This is a genomic window from Alphaproteobacteria bacterium, assembly GCA_037146715.1.
In the GTDB taxonomy this organism is placed as follows: domain Bacteria; phylum Pseudomonadota; class Alphaproteobacteria; order UBA7879; family UBA5542; genus JBAWWO01.
The window spans coordinates 75,018-97,652 of sequence record JBAWWO010000004.1; the positions used below are offsets into that span (position 1 = coordinate 75,018).

At 42.6% G+C, this 22,635-nt stretch carries 18 protein-coding genes and 2 tRNA genes; 12 read left to right on the forward strand and 8 right to left on the reverse strand.

Annotated features, from left to right (window positions below; all coding sequences use genetic code 11):
• Positions 1–11: 11 nt before the first annotated feature.
• Positions 12–87 (reverse strand) — tRNA-Glu (locus WCG05_02565).
• A gap of 166 nt (positions 88–253) precedes the next feature.
• Here WCG05_02565 and WCG05_02570 point away from each other — a divergent pair.
• The 7 genes from WCG05_02570 to WCG05_02600 all read left to right on the forward strand — a co-directional run bounded on the left by WCG05_02570 (position 254) and on the right by WCG05_02600 (position 5,184).
• The gene (locus WCG05_02570; protein MEI8320880.1) at positions 254–466 is read left to right on the forward strand and encodes a hypothetical protein; all 213 of its coding nucleotides are present in this window, start codon (positions 254–256) and stop codon (positions 464–466) included.
• 81 nt (positions 467–547) lie between these two features.
• Complete coding sequence (locus WCG05_02575; GenBank protein MEI8320881.1) at positions 548–877, forward strand: hypothetical protein; 330 nt, start codon at positions 548–550, stop codon at positions 875–877.
• Between the two features lie 81 nt (positions 878–958).
• On the forward strand, positions 959–2,011 hold the full coding sequence (locus WCG05_02580) for a hypothetical protein (GenBank protein ID MEI8320882.1): 1,053 nt from the start codon (positions 959–961) through the stop codon (positions 2,009–2,011).
• Positions 2,012–2,150: 139 nt separating this feature from the next.
• Positions 2,151–2,723, forward strand: coding sequence for a hypothetical protein (locus WCG05_02585; protein MEI8320883.1), 573 nt, complete (start codon positions 2,151–2,153; stop codon positions 2,721–2,723).
• On the forward strand, positions 2,724–3,680 hold the full coding sequence (locus WCG05_02590) for an RNA polymerase factor sigma-32 (GenBank protein ID MEI8320884.1): 957 nt from the start codon (positions 2,724–2,726) through the stop codon (positions 3,678–3,680).
• A complete protein-coding gene (locus WCG05_02595; protein ID MEI8320885.1) occupies positions 3,671–4,708 on the forward strand; it encodes a glycoside hydrolase family 3 N-terminal domain-containing protein in 1,038 nt (345 codons plus the stop codon). Before WCG05_02590 ends, WCG05_02595 begins: the two co-directional genes overlap by 10 nt.
• Positions 4,705–5,184 carry a GNAT family N-acetyltransferase gene (locus tag WCG05_02600; GenBank protein MEI8320886.1) on the forward strand — a complete coding sequence of 160 codons (480 nt, stop codon included), beginning with the start codon at positions 4,705–4,707 and terminating at the stop codon, positions 5,182–5,184. Before WCG05_02595 ends, WCG05_02600 begins: the two co-directional genes overlap by 4 nt.
• 185 nt (positions 5,185–5,369) lie before the next feature.
• On the opposite strand, the gene WCG05_02605 is transcribed toward WCG05_02600, so the two are convergent.
• A complete protein-coding gene (locus tag WCG05_02605; GenBank protein MEI8320887.1) occupies positions 5,370–6,317 on the reverse strand; it encodes a class I SAM-dependent methyltransferase in 948 nt (315 codons plus the stop codon).
• A gap of 38 nt (positions 6,318–6,355) precedes the next feature.
• Positions 6,356–6,445: transfer RNA gene (locus WCG05_02610), tRNA-Ser, on the reverse strand.
• 191 nt (positions 6,446–6,636) lie between these two features.
• Here WCG05_02610 and WCG05_02615 point away from each other — a divergent pair.
• Genes WCG05_02615 through mfd form a run of 3 tightly spaced genes read left to right on the forward strand, consistent with a single transcriptional unit; the run spans position 6,637 to position 12,288 of the window.
• Positions 6,637–7,563, forward strand: coding sequence for a lytic murein transglycosylase (locus WCG05_02615; GenBank protein ID MEI8320888.1), 927 nt, complete (start codon positions 6,637–6,639; stop codon positions 7,561–7,563).
• Positions 7,556–8,830, forward strand: coding sequence for a septal ring lytic transglycosylase RlpA family protein (locus tag WCG05_02620; protein ID MEI8320889.1), 1,275 nt, complete (start codon positions 7,556–7,558; stop codon positions 8,828–8,830). Before WCG05_02615 ends, WCG05_02620 begins: the two co-directional genes overlap by 8 nt.
• A 38-nt stretch (positions 8,831–8,868) precedes the next feature.
• Positions 8,869–12,288 carry a transcription-repair coupling factor gene (gene mfd, locus WCG05_02625; GenBank protein ID MEI8320890.1) on the forward strand — a complete coding sequence of 1,140 codons (3,420 nt, stop codon included), beginning with the start codon at positions 8,869–8,871 and terminating at the stop codon, positions 12,286–12,288.
• Positions 12,289–12,510: 222 nt separating this feature from the next.
• On the opposite strand, the gene WCG05_02630 is transcribed toward mfd, so the two are convergent.
• From WCG05_02630 to WCG05_02645, 4 genes are all read right to left on the reverse strand, one after another.
• Entirely contained in the window at positions 12,511–13,518 is a 1,008-nt protein-coding gene (locus WCG05_02630; protein ID MEI8320891.1) for an RluA family pseudouridine synthase, read from the reverse strand.
• Positions 13,519–13,612: 94 nt separating this feature from the next.
• On the reverse strand, positions 13,613–17,257 hold the full coding sequence (locus tag WCG05_02635) for a hypothetical protein (GenBank protein ID MEI8320892.1): 3,645 nt from the start codon (positions 17,255–17,257) through the stop codon (positions 13,613–13,615).
• A gap of 57 nt (positions 17,258–17,314) precedes the next feature.
• The gene (locus WCG05_02640; GenBank protein ID MEI8320893.1) at positions 17,315–17,515 is read right to left on the reverse strand and encodes a helix-turn-helix transcriptional regulator; all 201 of its coding nucleotides are present in this window, start codon (positions 17,513–17,515) and stop codon (positions 17,315–17,317) included.
• Positions 17,479–18,672: a HipA domain-containing protein gene (locus tag WCG05_02645; GenBank protein MEI8320894.1), complete on the reverse strand. Its 1,194-nt coding sequence runs from the start codon at positions 18,670–18,672 to the stop codon at positions 17,479–17,481. Before WCG05_02645 ends, WCG05_02640 begins: the two co-directional genes overlap by 37 nt.
• 171 nt (positions 18,673–18,843) lie before the next feature.
• Between WCG05_02645 and WCG05_02650 the strand changes: the two genes are divergently transcribed.
• A complete protein-coding gene (locus WCG05_02650) occupies positions 18,844–20,274 on the forward strand; it encodes a saccharopine dehydrogenase C-terminal domain-containing protein (GenBank protein ID MEI8320895.1) in 1,431 nt (476 codons plus the stop codon).
• On the opposite strand, the gene WCG05_02655 is transcribed toward WCG05_02650, so the two are convergent.
• Entirely contained in the window at positions 20,271–20,957 is a 687-nt protein-coding gene (locus tag WCG05_02655; protein ID MEI8320896.1) for an N-acetylmuramoyl-L-alanine amidase, read from the reverse strand. The two genes, WCG05_02650 and WCG05_02655, sit on opposite strands and share 4 nt — an antisense overlap.
• Before the next feature lie 51 nt (positions 20,958–21,008).
• Here WCG05_02655 and WCG05_02660 point away from each other — a divergent pair, with 51 nt between their 5' ends.
• Positions 21,009–22,256, forward strand: a complete 1,248-nt coding sequence (locus WCG05_02660) for a hypothetical protein (protein MEI8320897.1) — start codon at positions 21,009–21,011, stop codon at positions 22,254–22,256.
• Positions 22,257–22,635: the final 379 nt, after the last annotated feature.

The following is a 22,635-nucleotide window of genomic DNA, read 5'->3' on the forward strand; positions in this document are numbered from 1 at the left end:
CTTAGAAACTATGGCGTCCCCAACGGGAGTCGAACCCGTGTTCCCGCCATGAGAGGGCGGTGTCCTAGGCCGCTAGACGATGGGGACCTAGAGTTCTTGGGAAAATTCATATCAGAACTTTTCGCCCCCTTATAGATAGAGAAAACCGCATCAGATTTCAAGGACAAAAGATTTTATACGGAATAGGATTTGGCGAAAGTTTAGTTTTATCTTATAATTTCTCTATTATAATTAAAAATGAGAGGTTTCAATAGTGAAAAAATATTTCGTCATTTTCTTTTTATCTGTGGGAGGTATTCCTGTTCACTCCGTTGGCGCGACACACGAAGAAGGTCTTGCCCAGTCTATTTCTGCTTCAAAAGGGAGGACTCCTTTTTTTAGATCCGAGCTTGATAAACTTTGTGCAGACCGAGAAATTGTCTATCAAGAGGCAACGGCAGCAAAAGAGATGCTTAATAGCATATAACAAAATTTTCAAGAAACTCAAGCAGACCTTTCGCGGAAATTTGAGTTTTGGAATGCAAAAAGAACTCAGATAATAAGGCAGATGGACTATGTTGCGGATACTATCGCTATTTCGGGTGCGTATGTTCTTGGGCAATGGGCCCTAGTAGAGAATCCTAGTGAAGCAGACTTGGAGTCTTTAGAGGAAGCTCTTAGCAAAACTCAACTTCCCTGGAGTCTTGCCTATGAAACATCGGAGAAAGATTTCTTAAAAATTTCAAAACTAACAGATTATTATGCTCAAAAATTTTTAGAAAAAGTAGAGAAAAGTCGTCAGAAAGAAAATGAATGCGCGAAAATAATAGAGGCTCTACAAAAAAAGTTAGCAGCCTTAGATTTTGAGATTTTGTCGATCGTGTCGGTCAAAAAATAAAACTTGAAATTGGCAAAATTATCCTTATATAAGAAACGTATACCTGTTGTGGGTATGTGTTTTTAATTTGAGGAGATTAAAATGAAGAAAAGTTTTACAAGTTTATTGTCCCTTATGGCCTTGACAAATTTTAACTATACCCCCAGTGCCCATGCGGCGTGGGGTAGCGACGATGAGTTTTTTGATTCAGCTCGGCCAGCCAGAACTCAGGGGCCAACTGAAAAAACTCGAACCAGAAGAGCTTTTAATGATCTAGCAGATCTTAAAACTGAACAGCTTTTATTGAAGGAAGCAATTGCAGATTATCAGGCTAAAATTGTAGAGGTTGACATAGATATTCTAGAGAATGAAAAAAAAGGTCAAGAGTGGCAGCAGGAGGATAGTGACTACGTTAGTAATATTCAAACAAAGGAGCTGAAAGCTTATGCTAAGCTTGAAATGCAACGTGAGGCTGCTTTGCAAGATGGTGTCTCTGAAGAGGATTCAGCTCTATATAGTATGTATCTTGAGGGCAACAAACTGGCTTTTGAGCATAAAAAGCAGGAATATATGAAATTTCACTCTCTGCCAAGAATGCAGGGTCTTGCGGAAGGCCGTTCTTACTTGCTGGAAAAAAATCACAGCCTGTCTTCTGCGCTGAATCAGATGGAAGAAGATCTTCGTTTGATTTCAACGGAGATTGCTGAACGGGAATCTGCAGAAGAACGAAGAGAAAACTCTATGCTGAGTCAGCAGTTTTCAAGAGTGAGTTTGGCGGATAGACTGTGGAGAGATCGGGGTGGTTATGATATGACCTTTGATACCCATAATCCTCAGATGGCAGTATCTTTTTCTCCTCCTCTAGGAGCTACTCCACGGCCATTCTTGCCTGCCGCAGATGTGGAAACCGCTTCATTTACGGTTCCTGCAGCGCCCGTTGTTACTCCAGAAACAGAACAAGAAAGACGCCGTAGGTTAACGAGAGAAGCCGCTCAAGATCGCGCTCGGCTTGAGAACGTGCCGCAACTCCCCTCAGCGTCCAAAAAAGCGCAAGAGACAGAACCAGCGGTAGATAGGGGTGGATTGCCTTTAGGCGATGCAAAACTTCCAGCTTGGTTAACTGGTAAGAAGAAATCAGTATCTTCTGATAAATAAATTTGATTAAAGAAAAGCAACCATCGCAAATGCGGTGGTTGCTTTTTTTATACCCGTTCATTTGGAAAAGGCAAAGGATGGTCTAATTCTTGTCTCTTGAAACTGTACCTGTTATAGTACTGTCATATAGAGAAAAAACATGAAAAAATATCTATGGTTATCTAGTTTTCTTTTTTTGGCGGCTTGTGTGTATCCGGACCCTGTAACACGTGAGCTTTCTCCCTATGGAGCTACCTTGTCTTTGGATGTGGCAGATGTTCTGGTCATTAATGCTATGGATCCATCTCCTATCGAACAAACCCGAGTTTATCCCAGTTCTCTGATTCCTGAATTGCAGGTTTGGAGCAGCCTGCGCTTAAGAGGTGTGGGACAGTCAGGCAAAGCTATCTTGCGTATTTTGGATGCCAGAGTGGTTGAAGAGCATATGGATGATTTGTTGAATGGCAAGTCTGATTCTGCTGCTTTATCCGTTAATATTGTGCTAAGCCTTGAAATTTCAAATGCCCCCAATCTAAAGGCTGCTAAATATGAACTAAGATTATCTGAGAAAATGCCTCTTACAAAATCAGACTTTCAAGTAGAAAATAGAGCAACTGTCTGGCAACAATTTGTGGATCGCATCCTGAATGATTTGAACAAGGGATTTGAAGACATGCTTTATGAAAAGCTGACAAATGTGTTGTTGTTGGTGCCAACAGATGGGTCGGCCTAAATGATAGCTCTTTCAGAAGATCACATCGAATCTAAAAAATCTTCCTCAGTTTCCCATGGATTTTCTTTGTTAGATGATAACAATGATTTATCTAGATACTTTAGAGAGATTCAAAAATATCCCATGTTAGGGGCCGATGAGGAATATGAATTAGCTCAAGAGTGGGTTAAAAACCAGGATAAAGTAGCGGCCGAGAAGCTTGTGAATAGTCACTTGCGTCTTGTGACAAAAATTGCCGCGGGGTATAGGGGATATGGACTGCCCTTAGGAGATTTAATTGCTGAAGGAAATCTGGGTATTTTACATGCTTTGAAAAAATTTGATCCTAACAAAGGATTCCGGTTTTCAACCTATGCCATGTGGTGGATCAAGGCTTTTATGCAGGACTATATTCTGAAGTCTTGGTCTCTTGTCAAAATGGGCACGACTGTGGCCCAAAAAAAACTATTCTTTAATCTAAAAAAGTTGAAAAAGCAACTTCAGGGTGAAAATGAGTGGTCTTCCTTAAGCAATGAAACCATCGATTCAATTGCTGAAAAGTTGGGGGTTAGTGAACAAGAAGTTCGGGATATGGAAAAAAGACTTTCTGGTGGTGACTCTTCATTGAATGCAACTGTTTCGCAAGGTGGAGAAGGTAATGAAACCGAATGGCAAGATTGGGTGGAATCAGACCGTCCCGATCAAGAAGAAATTTTCATGGCAACGGACCAAAAGAAAAGGGAAGCCGCCTTATTACAAGAAGGGTTTGAATACCTAACCCCACGGGAAATGGCAGTTATTAAAGCACGTCGCTTGAAAGAACCTCCGGAAACCTTGGAAGAAATTTCCCATACGCTAAATCTTTCAAAAGAACGGGTGAGACAAATTGAGGGGGCTGCTTTTTCAAAGCTTCGAGATCATATGCGTCGTATTGCCGAAGAACACGGTTGGGTGGGGCAGGGATCTTTATGGAATTAGCAGAAAAAATTTCCCATCTTTTGATTGTGGGATTTCATGGGGTTCATGAAGAAGATGAAGGTGTTCAACGTATGGCCAAGCAAATTTCTGCCGGCACGGCGGGGGGCGTTATTTTGTTTGGATACAATATTGAGTCACCAACCCAGGTCAAAAAATTAACAGGGTTTTTAAAAAAACATGCTTGCGGGCAGCCTTTGCTGATGGCTGTGGATCAAGAGGGTGGGCGCGTTGAAAGGTTGTCTCCGCAAAAAGGATTTAAGGGTTTCAAAACGCCTAAGGCTGTCTCTCATTTGTCTGCAGAGGACGCTTTAAAGCACTACACAGAAATGGCTTCTGAATTGGCGGAACATGGGTTTAATTTAGATTTTGCACCCTGCGTCGATATGGATCCTTTGCACTATACATGTCCAGTGATTGGTGGTCTGGATCGTTCTTTTGGGCACGAAACACGCCAGATTGTGAAGTATGGAAAAATTGTGATGGAGGCTTTGAAAGATAAGCATATTTTGAACTGTATTAAGCATTTCCCCGGCCACGGCAGTGCGTTGGGGGATACCCACGAAGGCTATGTAGATGTGTCCGAACAGTGGGAAGAAAAAGAGTTACGTCCTTTTATGGAATTGGTTCACAGTCAGGGGGTCGACATGGTGATGACAGCCCATATTTTTAATAAACATTTGGATGCCAAAAATCCTGCAACTTTTTCTAAAGGCACCTTGTCTCTGTTACGAGAAGGCGGATACCAAGGGATCATTATTAGTGATGATCTTCATATGTCAGCCATTCAGAAGCATTATTCTTTTGAGGAATCTATTGTGAAGGCCTTTGCAGCGGGTAACGATATGGTTATTTTTTCTAATAGCCCGGCAGCGGCTAAAGGCATTGAAACCTTTAAACCAGATCCTTTGTTGCCAGAAAAGTTTATTCAGGTGGTTCAACGGGCTGTTCATAGTAATCTGCTAAAGGAAGAAAGTATTTCAGCTTCTTTTGAACGGGTGATGACTTTAAAAAAGAATATAAAGAATTGATTCAGACGCGCCCAGCACTTCCTAGTGATTTACGAAACTTAAATGATCTCTTAAAGGCATCAAAAGCCCACTGGGGGTATGACGAAGTTTTTATGAAAGAATTCATGGAAAACCTTGGGCTATCTGAGGCTAGTTTTTCACAGCAGTCTTTATTTTTGGTTTTTGTCGAAGGTGTTTTGGCTGGATTTTATGGATTTGCCGTGGGGGAAGATAAAATTTTGGAACTGGAGCATTTTTATCTATATCCTGATTTTATTGGCAAAGGATTGGGGCGGCAGATGTGGAATCTAGGCCTGGACACGGCTAAATCCTGGGGACACAGAGATTTTTTGGTCTGGAGTGATCCCCATGCGGATGGTTTTTATGAAAAAATGGGGGGAAAGCTTGTGCGCTTCCAACGATCTTCTTTGGGGCAAGACAGATATCAGGCGGTATTTCGGATGGTTTTGGAGCATTGCCTCCCCATGAAAAAATAAAAAAACTCTGTCTTTGATTTTCTTAGCTTTTGTGTGTAGAGAAACTCAGATAAAATGAGTATACCCTTCAGCGATTCCCTCGGACTTGAGGGAGAGTCCAAATCCTGTAGTTTTGTGGAAAAACAGATCCTAGGGTCAATCCCGAGGAAGATAATAGAGGGGGATCTTTTCATAGGAGTTTAACTTTAGATCTTCTTTTTACACACAAAAAAGAAACTCGAGATTATCAGATCTTCTGCGGGCAGATTAGAAAATTCTTTTGAAAATTTGTGTCTGTGCTCGTTCACAAATGAAATGGCTTTAGTTTTGAGGAGCGTAGGAATGGCCTCAATTGGGTAAATGGCATCAAACGGATCAACCCCATGAAGGCCGGCTACGTAAAATTTTGTTGAAGGGTTTAAAGCTGTCAAAACTTCTCGGTACTTATGAAATAAAAACCGATTGGGGTATCCTGACCCGTAAGTCATTAGTTTATAAAAGAATTCTGGGATCTCCAAAAATCTTAAAGAATGATTCAAGGGAGTGAGCATGCCGTGGTCTCTAAGATCCACTTTGTGAATCAGCATACCAGAAGGATTTAAAGCCCCATACATTTTTCTAAGAACCAATTCTGGATCATCTACATGCTCAAGAACTGACCTGGAAATAATATGATCATAGGATTGATGAATATCAAAAAAATGTTCGCCGCTGGCTTCTTGCCCATAGTATCGAACACAATACTGATTGAACTTTGGGTAAAATTTCTTCAAGGAAGGATATTTTTTGACCAGATATTGTTCTATTTCTGTGTGATGAAAGTCATCTCGTACGGAGTAAAAGCGGTCGGCTAGGTCCACGTGAGATGCTCCATGGGCTAGAAACAGTAGGGCGACTCCGTTGCTGTCGCCAGGGCCCAGTTCGGCTAATTTCCCTTTAAATGTCTTTTGATCGGAAACGCGTTGATAGTCAGTAAAAACACCTGTGATATATTGGATAGAATCTTTAAGCGGTAAAGATTGATGGGTAGATCCGGAGGTTGTTTTTATGTTTTTAAGAGATCGTCTGATGTGGATTAAGATATTATTAAAAATGTATAGAAAGATTACAAACTCCAGGTTCTTCTTTAAGGATTTTTTTAAACGATCTTTCATGCTTAATGCTTATTTTTTATGAGGCAATTTTGAAAAAGTGGCGGATGGAGTGGGATTCGAACCCACGGAGGGCTTTCACCCTCGCCGGTTTTCAAGACCGGTGCCTTAAACCGCTCGGCCATCCATCCAAGTACGTTTATTCAATACTTTCACATTCGGGTCAAGGGAAATATTGTCAGTATGCAACAAAAAATGTATAAACAACTATATAAGAGTTTTTTATGGAAAAAGGTATATCATGAATAGGGGCAAGAAAAATTTTATAGGCATTATCCTTTTTATTGTTTGGGGGTGCATATGGACGGGGTGTACACACAACATGACTTATGATGAATGGCTCCAAGATTTTAAGTTAGAGGCCCAAAATAGAGGAATTCAGCCGGGTATTTTGGACGCAGCTTTTAAAGATGCTGTGATTAATGAAAAAGTTTTGGAACTAGATAGAAAACAACCAGAAAAAACAGAAACCTTTAAGGAATACATTGAAAAAAGGTTAACTCCAAAACTACCTTTGGCTAAGGGTAAGTTGCGCACTCATAGTCAAGATCTGAGGCGTGTTCAGAAAAAATATGGGGTGCCTGCCAATTTAATCGTGGCTCTTTGGGGCATGGAAACGCATTTTGGTAAAATCACGGGGAATTTTTTCATTATTAATGCGTTGGCGACTCTTGCTTTTGATAGCCGTCGGTCAGATTTTTTTAGGAATGAACTTTTAGAGGCCCTAAAAATTGTTCAAAATGACAAAATCCCCCTTGATAAATTACAGGGGTCTTGGGCCGGCGCTTTAGGGCAGACTCAATTTATGCCAAGTACCTATAACAATCATGCTGTAGATGAAAATGAGGATGGAATTAAAGATATTTGGGATCACCACTTGGATATCTTTGCTTCCATGGCCAATTACTTAAGTAACTCAGGTTGGAAGAAAGATGAGCCCTGGGGGTATGAAGTTGAATTGCCAGCAGCCTTTGATGAGTCCTTAATAAGCCCTGTTCCTCATCCGGTTCCAGATCAAAGATTTATTAAAAGAACCACACAAAATTGGGCTGAAATGGGTGTGCATCTGAAAGATGGAGAAGTTTTGCCCTCAAATAAATTAAGGGGAGCAATTATCAGGCCCGATAAGGGGGGAGCGGCTTTTTTGGTCTATGATAATTTTTTTGTTATTTTTAAGTGGAATAGATCCTTTAATTTTGCTTTAACTGTATTATTATTTTCAAATAAGATAGGAAATCTAAATGCGTAATTTTCACCTTTTAAAATATCTGCCCGTCCTTTTGTTGCTTGCGCTGACCTCTTGTATGACAACACCGGGAGATCAGCAAGAATTCTTGATGCCTCCGGAATCAGGAGATGCGAAAGATGGTAAAATTCAAAAATCTGAAGAGTGGTACCAAAGTTCAGGGGATGGTGTTTATAAGGTGGGAAAACCTTATAAGGTGAATGGGGTTTGGTATTTTCCGGCTGAGAACTTAAAGTACGACGAAATTGGGTATGGGGGTGTTTATAGCCCGGATTTTGATAATCAAAGAACGGCTAATGGGGAAATCTATCGGAAGGATGCTTTAACCGCGTCTCATAAAACCTTGCCTTTGCCTTCAATTGCTCGGGTGACAAATTTGGTGAATAACACATCAGTTATTGTGCGTATTAATGATCGGGGTCCTTTTTCCAATGATCGGCTTATTGACGTTTCTGAGAAAGCCGCCACACTTCTGGAGTTTTCTGGATCTGGACCGTCTAGAGTGCGGGTGGAAATTTTGCCAGAGGAATCAAAAAAGGCCGCTGAATTGTTGGCTTACGGAAAAAAAAATAGTGGGCAACCTTTGATTATACCGGGGGCAAATCCTCCTCAGGAAGAATCAAAACCAGTTGAGACTGTTCAACCCGAGTCTACAGAACCTACAGCTTCTAATGACGATGCCTCTCAGGATATGACAGAACGAAAACTTTCTTTTGTTGAGGTTGTCGAAAAAGCAGAAGAAAGAGATCAATTGCCAGATGCAGGGAATGTTCCCTCACGGGAGTTTTTGCCTGGGGAAGACCCCATCTTAGATCCTCCACAGGCAGAAATGCCTGCTCAGGAGAGCGAGGTAGCCTCACCGGATCGCTTGCGGGCCTTGGCAGGTGTTTTAGGAACCATTCCCCTTTCTCAGTCTAGGCAGATCGTGACTGAATCCACGACAGCTCAAGATTCTGATTCCGCCGCATCAATGGCTGAGGAATCTCCTAAAGCTTCCTCTCATGCATCGATTCCGTTGACATCTATGGCGGGCTCTAAGAAAGGATACTTTATTCAGGTAGGTACTTTTGGCATTGAAAAGAATGCTGTGAATTTATCTAGTAAACTTTCTCGTCTTGCCCCTACTTCCGTGGTCCCTGTCAAAAATGGCGTTCGGACACTCAACCGAGTTGAAGCCGGACCTTTTGCAACTAAGGCAGATGCTGACAAAATCCTATTATACTTGAAGCAGGCCATGGGGCTTCAGGACGCTAAGCTGTTTCAAAGATAGTGACGGGCTCGCGCACGATTTGCTCGGTTTCCGGGCAATTGGAAAGTATTAATATTTTTGAGTGTATTCTGTCTTCTAACTTGGCTACGCCCCATGTGGTTGTCGTCGATAAAGAATCTATTGAAAGCACTAAGAACATTCTTACGGCCCTGTTTCCTGGCGGCAAGGTTTTCACTTTTTCTTCCTGGGATGGACTGCCCTATGATTCTACGTCGCCTTCCTTAAAATGCTTGGCTGAACGCCTTCAATGCCTGACTTTTTTATTGGGGATGCAGGGGGAAACTGATGAAGAAAATTCAGATGACAAGGCGGCAGAAACTCTTCGAAAATTTCTGCAAACCTCTTCCTCAAATCATTCCAAAAACCCTGTAATTGTGATTACTTGTGTTGAGGCTATTGTTCAAAAGCTTCCCCCCCGGCAAATTATCAGCCACTATTTTCAACGTTTGGAAACGGGGCAGGAATTTCCCATTCCTAATCTTATGACCTTTTTTCAAAAAACGGGGTATGAACGGGTTGAAACGGTCATGTCACCGGGAACCTTTGCCCAACGTGGGGGGCTTATTGATTGCTTTCCTGTGGGGCATCTGAATCCAGTGCGTTTAGACTTTTTTGGGGATGAATTGGAATCCATTCGAACCTTTGATCCGGAAAGCCAAAGAACCCTCCACCCCCTTAAAACAATTCATCTCAATCCCTTGAACGAAGTTATTCTAGCCGAAGATCAGCAACACTCTTTCCGCCATCACTATCGGGAACTTTTTGGGGTTGCGGCCCAGCAAGATCCTCTTTATGAACATATTCGCCAGGGCATGTCATTTCAGGGTATGGAATATTGGCTGCCCCTTTTTTATGAAAGTTTAGATAGCTTCTTTGACTATGTGCCGGCTGCTGTGTTTATCACATCTTCTTTTTTGTCGCAGAGGACAGACGAATTCTGGAAAAAAATTCAGGAAAACTATAAATTCAGGACCCTAGAAGAACATCATGCGGCGAAAGATAGAATTCCCTATCGGCCTATTACACCCGAATCTTTGTATTTAACTGCAGAGGCATTGAGCCAGAAACTGAAGGCTTATGAGCAAACAGTGCTGAGTCCTTTTGACGATAAAACAGATCTAAAATCTCTCTATGTTCCTTTATTTGTTTCAGATATCCCTCGATTAAGTCTGGTAGATATTGCGGAAAAATTTATCACTAATAAAAAAGAAAAAATTTTGATTTGTGCTTCAAGTCAGGGGAATTTAGAACGCATTCAAAAACTTTTATCGCCTCAATTAAGGGGAAGCTCTAGCGTTAGTTTTGCGGGTGTTCCTTTTCCGAGAAGCTTTAAATTTGACAATAAAATCGTTCTAGTTGAATCGGACTTTTTTGGATTTTCGAGTGGAGCCCAAAGTGCTGCCAAGAAAAAGGAATCAGTCCATAGGCTTCTTGAACTTGCGGACTTCCAAGTGGGCGATTATCTGGTGCATCAAGACCACGGTATTGGCCAGTATGAAGGGTTGCAGACCCTAGAAATTCATGGGGCATCCCACGATTGTTTGTGCTTGATTTATGAGGGGCAAGATAAGTTATTTCTGCCTGTTGAAAATATTGAGGTTCTCTCATTTTATTCCTCAAAGCATGGAGAGGCTGTTTTAGATCGTCTGGGCGGGACAGCTTGGCAAGTGCGCAAGGCAAAAGCCAAAAAACGCATTGAAGAAATCGCCCAAAAGCTCATGAAAATTGCGGCAAAAAGGCAGCTTTCAACGGCGCAAGACGTGCATCCTGTGATGGGTGCCTATGAGGAATTCTGTAAGGGGTTTCTTTTTGTGGAAACGGAAGATCAAGAGCGGGCCATTGAAGATGTGATGGAGGATTTAGCCAAACCCATGCCTATGGATCGACTTGTCTGTGGAGATGTGGGTTTTGGCAAGACGGAAGTTGCTTTGCGGGCGGCTTTTTTGGTGGCCCATAGCAAGGGGCAGGTGGCCATTTTGGCCCCCACCACTCTTTTGGCTCGACAACATTTTGAGGTTTTTAAAAAACGTTTCCAAAATTTCCCCTTATCTGTTGTATTGATTTCACGCTTTCAAACGGCCAGCGAAATTAAGAAGATTCAGGAAGATTTAGAACAAGGTAAAATTAATATTCTGATTGGTACCCACGCCTTGCTGACCCCCAAAATTAAATTTAGAAATTTGGAACTTTTGATTGTGGACGAGGAACAACATTTCGGGGTGAAACAAAAAGAACATTTGAAAGAAAAGTATCCTCATGTGCATTGCTTGTCTTTAAGCGCCACACCCATTCCGCGAACCCTGCAAATGGCTGTTTCAGGCATTCGGGACCTAAGCTTGATTACGACGCCTCCTATGGAGCGTCAACCTATTATCGCGAAAATCATGCCCTTTGATACGTTGGTGGTGAAAGAGGCTTTATTGCGGGAGAAAGAACGGGGAGGCCAAAGCTTTTTTGTCTGTCCGCGGGTAGCTGATATTTCAAAAGTATTGCCTATTTTAGAGAAACTGTTGCCTTCCTTTAAAATTGCTTGTGCTCATGGGCAGGTGGTTCCCAAGACTTTGGAAACCACCATCATTCAGTTTTGTGATCGTCAGTATGATATTTTGGTCAGCACTAACATCGTTGAGTCTGGCCTTGATATTCCCAGCGCTAATACCATGATTGTATATGCTTCAGACCTGTTTGGACTTGGTCAGTTGTATCAGCTGCGGGGCCGTGTGGGGCGCTCAAAAACCCAAGGATATGCTTTCTTTACCGTTACGGCGGATAAAACTTTTAGCACAAAAGCTCAACGCCGATTGGAGGTTCTGCAAAGTATTCAGGGCCTGGGGGGTGGTTTTATGATCGCAAGTCACGATATGGATATTCGGGGAACGGGCAATTTGGTGGGAGAAGAACAGTCTGGCCAAATAAAGGAAGTGGGTCTGGGGTTGTATCAACATATGTTGGAAGAAGCCATTCAGATGTTGAAAGCCAAGAAAGAGGGAGAAATCCCCCATGGTTCTGCTGACCAGTGGTTGCCCCAAATTAATCTGGGTCTAGAGATCTTGATTCCTGATACCTATGTGCCAGATCTGAATCTGCGGCTGGGCTTGTACCAGCGGATTGGGGCTTTGAAAACTGCAGAGGAAGTTGATGATTTCCGTGCTGAACTGCGGGATCGTTTTGGCCCCGTGCCGCCGGAAACGGATAATCTGTTGTTGACAGTTTCTTTGAAAAACTTGTGTAAGGCTATTCACGTGCATAAAATTGAGGGCGGCCCCAAGGGCATTTTGGTGTCTTTCTATCAAGATAATTTCCCTTGGCCCGATCGGTTGCTTTCTTGGATTCAGCAGCACGGCGGCACCATAAAAATTCGCCCGGACCAGAAATTAGTGATCTTTAAAGTTTGGTCAACCCCTCAAGAAAAGATTGAGGGAGTGTATAAAATTCTTAGCCAATTGATTAAAACCTAGCCTTTCGGCCGATTACTTCGCGAAATCGCAGGTTCGTGGATTTCTCATGTACCCAAATGTACACGTCGAAATCCATGCCCTTTATTTCACTCGTCCTCGACGCAAAAATCTAGGTTTTTTACTGCCGTCATTGCTTCGTTGGCTTTCGGCCTTCTCGCAACGACGTTAATTTCAGCCCTTTCTCAACGTTCATACACTATGGGTAAAGCCCGAGAAAAGAAATTATTGTTCCGTCGTAAACTCATTTAGACCCTTAACAATATCCTTGGGGTCCATACCCATGGTATCCAGGGCCTCTAAGAAATGAGCGGGCAGGGGCGCAGAAAAGGTCAGTTTTGTGTGTTTTATGGGGTGTTGAAAACTAATCTTATAGGCATGCAAATATAGATTTTTGGGCAGGTTTGGCCAAAAGACTGAGGCATCTCCATACTGACCATCTCCCAAAACAGGACAATTCTGGTTGGCCAAATGCACACGCAACTGGTGCGTGCGGCCTGTTTCCGGTGACAGGGCAATACAAGCGGCCGTCTTTCCCGCATGGGAGATCACTCGATAAAAAGTCACAGCTTTTTTGCCCGCCGGGTCTACCACCATAGTTTCCTTAATGCCATCCGTTTGTTCGCTGATGGGCGCCTTAATGATACCCTCTAGAGGGTGGGGCACCCGTTGGGTCAGGGCCACATAGACCTTAAACAAATCATGATACTTGAAGGCAGCAGCCAAAGCAGCAGCAGCCTTTTTTGTTTTGGCTACAACCAGAACGCCACTGGTGTCTTTATCCAGGCGGTGAACTAATTTAAAGACAGTGCCCGTTGGGTGCCCAAAGCTTTGGAGCAGACCGTCTAAATGGGTAGCTTGGCTTGTGCCCCCTTGAACAGCCAGGCCTGCAGGTTTGTTCAGGACCATAATGTCTTCATCTTGGAACAAAATCCAAGATTTTACGGTTTCTTCCATCTTTTTAGACAGGTTATGAACAGGTGCCTTTGGCGCCACGGTTGACGCGGCAATAAGATCATCGAGCACAGAAATGGGCGGTAGGCGCAGGGATTGGTGCGCCTGAAGGCGTTCGGACCCCGTGACGCGCTTGCTATCCAGCCGCACATGCCCCTTGCGGAACAAACGTGCCCATTCCCCATATTTGATTTGGGGGTAAAGAACCATCAAGTACTTGTCAAGGCGCAGGCCGACAGCATCCTGAGGAATATCTAACTTTTGTCCTGTAGTTGTCATGGTACCATTTCTATAAAATAAGGATTACTTCGCATTCTTAGTAGTATTAAATTTTGTAAGCAAGGAAAATGTTACGCTCATGCTCTGTATGCATTTAGATTAATCCCTGCTGTTTCAAAAGAACTTCCAACTTGGGGAGGAGATTATCTTGTTCATACATCATTTCTTTATACTTCGAAATGTGGGTGGATGGATAAACCGTTGTAAACCAGCTAAGGTCTATAAGGTCTGCATAAAGATGGAATGTATCAGAATTCAATGCTCTCCGTGCTACCTCTAGACCATAAGGTTGAGACGTTGTAGGGTTTATCCAAGACAGAGCCGGGGCTAATTTTTCAACCCATTCTCGATCTTCGTTTGTAAAACCCCATTCGCATAAGAATTCAGATATCACTGAATGATCACATCCATTGTTCCATCTAAGTCTGTGAAGGGTTTCTAATGGCAAATTATTTAGTATAGTGATGTTTCTCTTAGTTGTATCTTGGTCGGGTCGCCACCACCCCATATACTCGAAACGACAATTTTCCAAAGCTTTAGAGTTTAGGTAGGGAAAAACTTTTTCTAAAAATGTTGGGTCTGCGTAAATGGGATAAAGCAAGTGCCCATCCAAATCAAAATTTTCATTTAAGGTCTTTATGATTAGTTGGAAATCTTCATCTTCAACAGGGTCCGTGAATTTAGGATTAGTCAAATATTGCTGTGTTTTCTGTTGAGCTTTCAGTTTCTGGGTCGATTGCTCTGCTGTCAACTGGTCTAATGTTTTTCCTTCAGAATCTACTGCTTGTAAAAGCTCTGGGTGCTTTTTGAAGATTCTATCGACAATAACAGGATCCAAATCTAAAAAATAATAAATCAAAGGCTTGTTTTTATAGAAGTGCTTCCAATCTACGCCAAGGATTTCAAGTGCCCCCATAAATGCTGTTCTTCCATCATTGTCAAACCTAAGATTAAAAAAATCACGTTCTTCTACCCACTTATGAAACCAGGCATTAATATTTATGTGTTTTATTAAAGAAGGATTATCTGCCAGAAAAAGAGACAAACTATGAGTATTTTGGTAGGGTTTTGCCATTTCACTAATACACTTATGGATAAAAGAATCTCCAAACATATCCATAAATTCACTTAGAAAGGGATAATTTTCTTTTTGACAAATTGCATCATATGCAGGCCAATCATAAGATTGGTCCCATGTTTTAAAGTCAAAGTGACTATTAAGTTCTCTTAGTATAGGAAGACTTTGAGGTTTGTGTAGTTCCTGTAAGCAGTTTCTTGCAACGAAATAGGCATCATCCTTTGTCAGCAAAGATGCATACTTCCCAGTTGGTAGCGACATGGAGGCGATGATTCTAGCCATTTCTTCATTTCCAGAAGATAAGGTGTGAACTAGAAGAGAATGACGTTCGTCTATAGAGATTGTTTCAGCACTCTCTGGGGATTCCTGTAGAAGAGTCGCAACGCCTTCAGGGATATTTAAGTTAATCAGATGCCTTAGGGAGTCTTTGGGCAAGGTATCTTTAATGATCTCAGCTGCTTGTAAACGGCTGGCTATTCGGTGAATTTTATGAAGCAATGGATCGCCACCATAAATAGCACCCTCTTGAAGACGGGTATTAGATAAAAGCCATGACGTGACGACGTGATCCCATGCATTGGCTAGCTCCCGATGAAGAGCATCTAAATCTTCTTTGTTTAAATCTTGAAAGCGATAACTCAAAAAATTGATTGATCCTGCTGAGCGATTGGGCGTTGGATAGGCCCATACTTCTGGATAATGGTCATGACTAACATCTGTTAAATTTAAAAAATCTGTATATTGATGTTGAGCAGAATGATGCTTCAAGATTGGATCTTGAAAAACAGGACTCCTAGTGTCCCATAGTTTTTCTGCATGAGTATAATTTTCTAAAAATTCGGGTGTCACAAACATTTGCAGAATAACCCCATTATCTGATGCTGAAAGCCCATAATATTGACGTAAAACGGAATCAAATACCTCAAATGTTGCATTGATTCCTAAAAGAGCTAATCCCTCATTAAAAATTTTCTTCGTATCTGGGGGATGGATGCTATGAGCTTTAATCCAGTATTCTACAGAATTCGAAGTACTTGCACCTAGACTAGGACCACATGTTAGGGCAGGATTTGTACAAATATGAGGTTTAGGCGCAAAGGTGCCATCGGGGCCCTTAAGGTCTTTAAAAATGATTTGGGCGGTTGTTAGGTGTTGTCGTGCTGGGTCTTTAAGGATCTCAATAAACTTTTTATAATACAAATCTGTTCCACGTACTCCGTTGAGAAAAGTGGGATGCATCTCAGTTCCTGTAAAGGAAGGTTTTGCAAGTATGTGGACGGCGGGGGAAGATACTTGTAGGATTTCTTTCAAAGAAGACATAATCCAATAGAGTTCTCCGATATTACCATCAGCACCATGATACAAAGGAAATCTAGGATCTGTCGGGTGTTGTAGGGCTTCCACCTCCTGATGAATAAGAGTGACTAGCTTGTTAACGATTGTATCGGTGACTGCTATTATGTCCCGGGTCATTTGCATATCTTCTCGACTATTTAAAAGATCCAAATACGCCCGAATATTCGCCTCATAACTTTCCTTAGTGCGACCTGGGGTAAATTTATCTTTCAGCACCCATTGTAAATGACGCTCGGTGGGGGATGCCTGTCGGAAGCCTTCCACAAGGGGTTGCCAAGCCTCAGGCACAGTGTTGACTATTTCTTCCCTGGGGCCATGTTTTGTTTTAAGCTCCATGAGGGTGCGGGCTTTTTTAACCACTGAATGGGCAAAAATTTCTCGCTCTATATGCGCATTTGCTCGCACAGGAATGGTAAGGGTTTCTGTGCCCTTATGATAAGTTTTGTCAATCGCTTCCTGACCTGCTGCATTTTGTCCATAGGGAACAACAAAGGCTGTTTCTGATGCAATCATAGGTTTGTCTTTCATTCCCGTAACAGGGGCCCATGAAACACGGGTATCGGATGAAGTTTCATTGGGCGCATCCCATCGTCTGAAAGTGTGATGAGGAACAGATTTTTTTTGGCCCCAGTTGGACAATGTTGCAATGACGCTGGACTCTTGCAGCATGGCGGCGAACGCATCAAAAATTTCTAAAGGTTCTTGAATTTCTTGAAAACGATCCGCATCCTTTGGATGCAAGCTATCTGCTGTTAAGGGGTTTTTAGACACAATAGCATTCAACTTGAACCAAGCAAAATCTGTATATTCGCGAAAGCTGTGATCTGTAGCCTGACGGGATTTTTCGACAAAATGAGTGCTGTCTAAATACTGAAAATTACGCATATACATGCGATAGGTAATGTCTTTCAGCTGTAAGGTGTGAGAAGGATTTTTTTGGAGGGAATTTGCCGGACAAGCATACAAACCACAAGATTCTTCCATTAATTCTTGAGCCGCTGTTTCGCTGAGGTAAATCTGGCCATCTTCCGTTTGACCCCCAAAATTACACCAGGTTTTGGTGTCGTCTCGTTTTCCCAGTAAAGTGTATAATTGGCCGCCTTGTTCAGCAATCACCATAACACCTGCACCAGTGGCTTGAGACTTTGCTTGAAAATGGCTATGGGCGGGGACAGGGCCTTTGAAAAAACCCTCTAATGAACGTAAGTTTTCATCATCTATGCTGCTGATGGAGGCTTGAACCCCCAAGGGAATCTGAACCAAAAAAGATAAAACAAGTAAATAAGAAATGATTTTTTTCAACATCTTAAACTCCTCTGTAGGGAAGATGTAAGTATTGAGGAGTGAAATGTCAAGAAGAGGTTAAGCCAACCCCAAAGCCTTCAGGATTTTAATGGCGGATTCCAGGGTTAAGGTGGTTTTACCTTGCTCAAAGTTATTGATGGTTGGTGTGCTTAATCCCACGAACATAGCCAGCTGTTTTTGGGTGAACCGTTGTTCTTTGCGGCGTTTGATCGCCTCAGCTACTAAAGCTTGCCAATTGAGGCAAATGTTTCGTTCCATCTTGTTTCCATCGTGTTAATGATTTGATTTTTTAGGTGAGCGTTCTTGATAGAAGTGTCAGCTATTGCTTGTTTAGCTGCCTCTTTATGGTGTTCAAGATGATTAATAGCCGTGTGAATGGCATCCTTGTTCAGTTGAAAGCCCTCTCCCATCCTTAAAATAGAATTCATTTTAAGGTTTCCCAAAAGCAAATCTTTGGCTCCATTCATTCCCAGCGCGATATTTTTATATCCATAAATAATGGCGGATACTTGGTCATAAGAAGGGGTCAGCCGTAATCCCGCATCCGTATGAAACATCGCAAAATTTTTCAGATGCATGTCTGTGTTGCCCAGCAAAAGGCCAGCGAGAATTCGTAAAAAAAGTCGGTATTTTTCTACATTTAAACAGCCAGGCGTTTCATTGATAAAGTTAGCCATCTGTTGATAGTCAGCTTCATATTTGTTTCTAGAAATACGCCCCAGCAGTTGATTGAATTCTTCAAAATGTAAGCGGGCACCACTTGGGGTGCGATCAAATCTTTTAATAATAAGGGCTTGTTCTGTAATGCCTTCCACAGGGCCAAGATGTAGTTCAGCAACTGTGTCTTCTGGCAATAAAGTCTTGAAAGCTGCCATTGTTAGGTGTTCATTGTGCGTAAGGTCTATGTGTTTTTCTGATGGAAATTTACCAATATGAGTGCTTAATTCCCCAATTCTTGTGGGAAAGAATTTTCCATTTCTTTCAATCAAAGCAAGTTTAGGTTGAACACCAGAAAGAGAGGCCCGGCTTTTCATAACAGCCAATTCTTTTTGGTCTGTTAAGTCAATGGCTGTCTGTCGCAAGACAGCCGGCTCCGGATCTAAAATAGATACAGCCCCCGCACAGTCATATCCAAAAGCAAGCAATAGCTCAAACCGGGAAGCCTGTCTATTGAGTAATCTTTTTTGCTCGTCTTCCAGCCATCCTTCAGAAACCAGATTATCAAAGAAAGGTAAAAGCCCCACTTGGCTTACAAACGGGATTCCAGTTAAAGGTAAGGTATGGGAAATAGGAGGATTTTTCCCATTTAAATAACTATCGTCATAGGTAAAAGAGATGGCATGGCCTGGCTCTTCCCGGATTATACCCGCGAATCGGTCCTGATAATTAACTTTTCCCCATAAGAGTTTTGCCATAATAAACTATATTTTACTTTTTCGTCCTATTTCCAAATATAATAAACTATATTTTATTTTTCAAGAGGAATGTCAGAAAAAGTAAACTATAGTTGATTAGTTTATTTTCTCCCTCCCAATTTAACAAAAGCAAAAAAATTCCAGAATCAGGAAACATGTGCTACAGTAATAATGGAATATAAAAAAAATAATGGGGGGAATATTGAGATGCTTTCTAAAAATGTTGTTATGGTTGGTTTTGGAAGTATTGGGCAGGCAACGCTACCTTTTCTTATAAATACTCTAAAGATTCCAAGTGATCGTATTCATATTATTACAGCTGACGCTAGTGGTGCTAAGCTTGCTAAGCACTATGGGATTGATCTGAAAATTCACACCTTAACACCCCATAATTATGAATCTATTTTGAAACCCTTGCTTAAGGATGGGGGTGTTTTGCTGAATCTTTCTGTGAACGTTTCCTCTTTTGCATTGGTTAAGATGTGTCATAAGCTTAATGCCCTTTATCTGGATACATGCATTGAACCCTGGGAGGGGCGATATACGGACAAAAGTATATCCATTCAAAAACGATCTAACTATGCCTTGCGGGAAGAGGCTTTGGCCATGCGCAAGAAATTGAAGGATGGTCCCACAGCTTTGTTGGCGCATGGGATGAATCCCGGGCTTATTTCTCACTTTCTGAAGCAAGCTTTGGTGAATGTGGCGAACGATACCAATGTGTCTTTTTCTGCCCCAAAAACCCAAGAGGATTGGGCCCATTTGGCGGCTAAGTTGAATGTAAAAGCTATTCATGTGGCCGAACAGGATATGCAGATTACCGCCAAAAAACGTCAGGAGCATGAATTTGTGAATACTTGGTCTGTGGATGGATTTTTGAGTGAAGGGCAGCAGCCTGCTGAATTAGGATGGGGTACCCACGAGAAATATTTCCCCAAGGATGGAAAAAGACATCCAACGGGATGCAAAGCAGCTATTTACTTGCAACAACCTGGCCTTGCTACCAACACGCGTAGCTGGACTCCCCAATATGGGCCCTATCAAGGATTTTTGATTACCCATAATGAATCTATTTCAACAGCGGACTATCTAACGGTCAAAAAAGATGGAGAAGTAAAATATAGGCCCACGGTTTATTACAGTTACCGCCCTGCGAACGATGCCATTTTGTCTATCCATGAGATGGAGGGAAACAACTTTCAAAGCCCCCAAAGCAAACGCATTTTAAATGACGAAATTACAAGTGGAGTGGATGAGCTGGGCATTCTGCTGATGGGCCACAAGAAGGGGGCTTATTGGTATGGGTCGCAGCTTGATATTCATGAGGCCCGTAAATTGGCGCCCCATTGTAATGCCACGGCCTTGCAGGTGGTGGCCGGCATTTTGTGTGGGCTAGATTGGATGATCCGGCACCCACGCAAAGGGATTGTTGAGCCGGAAAACATTGACTATGACGAGGCCTTAAAAGTTGCTATGCCTTATTTGGGCAAGATGGGGGGGCATTACTCCGATTGGACACCCCTGAAAAACCTTTCCCATCTTTTCCCCTGGGACGTGGACGCCCAAGACCCTTGGCAGTTTAAGAATTTTAGGATTAGCTAGTTAAATCTATCCCGTACCGTCAGAATACGGTGAATGGTTTCTGGGTCTAGGGCTTGTGTCACATTTTCAGGATAAAAATGCAGCTGAAAGGCTTGAATCACAAAGGGCAGATCCGTGGGGCTAGCGATTACGTATCCAATATCTTCCAGGGCCCGCTGAACGTGGTGAAGATTTGCTTCTGTGCGACGGGGGCCCCTAAAATCAGGAAAAATGCCCAGCCCTTTATCAGCCAGATAGGCCCAGTCGAAGAGGGGCCCCGGATCTCTCTTGCGGGTCGGGGCCACATCAGAATGGCCTAGAATAAGCTGGTTCGGAATTTGAAAGCGCTCTTGCAGCTGATGCATTAAGGCGACCAAGGCATCCATCTGGGGTTTGGGGAAGGGGGCCAGACCGTATTGTTCACCGGGGTTATCAAGCTCAATCCCAATAGAATAATCATTCAAAGAGGTTCTGTTTTTCCAGAAACTGATTCCCGCGTGATGGGCTTTTTCGGTTTCTTCCACCAGCTTATAGACGGTGCCATTTTTTTCAATCAGGTAGTGGGCGCTAACCTTTGCTACGGGATCACATAGGCGCTCTAGGGCACTGGGGGCGTCGCGCATGTCGGTATAGTGGATGATGATCATATCAGGGGATTCCGGCCGCTTGGAGTGATTAGGTGAGGGGTAAGAAACGACCTTCATAGTTTTTCCTTTTTGATGTATGCTGCTATGAGTATACAATAAAAAATAATCATGGCGACAAGCTTTTTAACACTCACAAAAAAATTTGACAAAATCATCCATGCGGTGACTTTGGCGGGGGGGAAGTTTATTTTCGTGGGGGGCTGTGTGCGGGATATTCTGTTGGGAATAGAGCCCAAAGATTATGACGCTGAAATATATGGTTTAGATCCAGAAAAACTTCAGCAAGTTTTAGAGTCCCTTGATAAGGTAAATGTGGTGGGCAAAAGTTTTGGGGTGTTTAAAATGACCCATTACCCCATTGATATTAGCTTGCCGCGACTTGACCAAAAAACCGGGGTGGGTCATAAGGGGTTTTCCGTTAAAATTGATTATAGTTTAAGCTTTAAACAGGCGGCCAGACGGCGGGATTTAACGATCAATAGTATGGGCTATGACCCCCAGAATCATAAGGTTTTGGATCCCTATGAGGGGCAAAAGGATTTAGAGAAAAAAATTCTAAAAGCAACGGATCCCAAAACTTTCGCTGAAGACCCTTTGCGAGCCTTGCGGGTGGCCCAATTTGCCAGCCGATTGCAGATGAAGCCGGACCCTTCTTTGATTACTTTGTGTCGCACACTGAACGTGAATGAATTGCCCGCTGAACGCATTTTAGAAGAGCTAAAAAAACTGCTGCTGAAGGGAAAAACTCCCTCAACTGGAATGGAGTTTTTGCATGAATGTGGGATTATTTACCAGTTGTTTTATGAGCTATTTGATTTGTCTTCGGAAGACTGGGAATTGACGCTGAAAAATTTAGACAGGGCAGTTTTGACACCGCCCTCTAAGGAATCTTTTGCCTTGATGTTGGCGGTTCTTCTGGGTTGCGTTCCCTTGGTTAAGGCAAAAACTTTTCTAAACCGCTTGGGTTGCCCCGTGCAAATGACGAAGAAAATTCTGGCCTTACTGAAGGAGTTTCATCATTTAAAGGACCAGAATTTTTTCTATAAGAAAAAATCTGAGTATCTGTGGGCAGGGTACCATCTGAAAAATGCAGATCTAACGTGGAAAGATTTGGTTTGGCTTTTGAAATGCCAGCATCCTCTTCTTAAACATTTGCATAAATTAACCGAGGCTGTTCTGTCGTCAGGGGCGATTCACGTGCAAAACTTGACCCCCCTTGTGCAGGGTGACAAACTGATTGAACTAGGACTAAAACCCGGCAAACATTTTAAAGAAATTCTGCACAAGGCCCTGGTGCTGCAATTCGAAGAGGGCGAGAAAGATGTTAGGAAGATCTTGAGCCGGGTTTTGGAGTAGATTGAGATTCTTTTGATTGCAAATAAGAGGCCTCGGGTTGTCCATAGGGTGCAGAACGCACCCCCGCGTTAGGTCGGCCAGCATCGCAAGTAAGGCGTGGGTCCTCCAAGCCCTAGGAAAGCAAGAAAAAAGAAAGCTGGATCCCCACGTCGGTCTTGCGACCTCCTCGGGATGACGGGGGCTCGTTAGCTGGAGTGTTCGTCAGCCTATGGCTTCCTCGCAAGGACGTTGATAATAATCGTCTTCGCGAGGCTCGAAGAGCCGTGGCGATCCAGCTTTTTTCTTTTCATACTTTTTTCTTTCTTTTTATTTTTACTTTTTTTTATTCTTCGTTTCTTTTTACTTCGTTTTAGTTTCCCTTAAGGGGGCCATAAGAATC

Bases quoted from the DNA above. Each gene is read 5' to 3' on its own strand.
- WCG05_02575 (MEI8320881.1), top strand. From the start codon at position 548: ATGGACTATGTTGCGGATACTATCGCTATTTCGGGTGCGTATGTTCTT.
- WCG05_02580 (MEI8320882.1), top strand. From the start codon at position 959: ATGAAGAAAAGTTTTACAAGTTTATTGTCCCTTATGGCCTTGACAAAT.
- WCG05_02585 (MEI8320883.1), top strand. From the start codon at position 2,151: ATGAAAAAATATCTATGGTTATCTAGTTTTCTTTTTTTGGCGGCTTGT.
- WCG05_02590 (MEI8320884.1), top strand. From the start codon at position 2,724: ATGATAGCTCTTTCAGAAGATCACATCGAATCTAAAAAATCTTCCTCA.
- WCG05_02595 (MEI8320885.1), top strand. From the start codon at position 3,671: ATGGAATTAGCAGAAAAAATTTCCCATCTTTTGATTGTGGGATTTCAT.
- WCG05_02605 (MEI8320887.1), bottom strand. From the start codon at position 6,317: ATGAAAGATCGTTTAAAAAAATCCTTAAAGAAGAACCTGGAGTTTGTA.
- WCG05_02615 (MEI8320888.1), top strand. From the start codon at position 6,637: ATGACTTATGATGAATGGCTCCAAGATTTTAAGTTAGAGGCCCAAAAT.
- WCG05_02620 (MEI8320889.1), top strand. From the start codon at position 7,556: ATGCGTAATTTTCACCTTTTAAAATATCTGCCCGTCCTTTTGTTGCTT.
- WCG05_02630 (MEI8320891.1), bottom strand. From the start codon at position 13,518: ATGACAACTACAGGACAAAAGTTAGATATTCCTCAGGATGCTGTCGGC.
- WCG05_02635 (MEI8320892.1), bottom strand. From the start codon at position 17,257: ATGTTGAAAAAAATCATTTCTTATTTACTTGTTTTATCTTTTTTGGTT.
- WCG05_02640 (MEI8320893.1), bottom strand. From the start codon at position 17,515: ATGGAACGAAACATTTGCCTCAATTGGCAAGCTTTAGTAGCTGAGGCG.
- WCG05_02645 (MEI8320894.1), bottom strand. From the start codon at position 18,672: ATGGCAAAACTCTTATGGGGAAAAGTTAATTATCAGGACCGATTCGCG.
- WCG05_02650 (MEI8320895.1), top strand. From the start codon at position 18,844: ATGGAATATAAAAAAAATAATGGGGGGAATATTGAGATGCTTTCTAAA.
- WCG05_02655 (MEI8320896.1), bottom strand. From the start codon at position 20,957: ATGAAGGTCGTTTCTTACCCCTCACCTAATCACTCCAAGCGGCCGGAA.
- WCG05_02660 (MEI8320897.1), top strand. From the start codon at position 21,009: ATGGCGACAAGCTTTTTAACACTCACAAAAAAATTTGACAAAATCATC.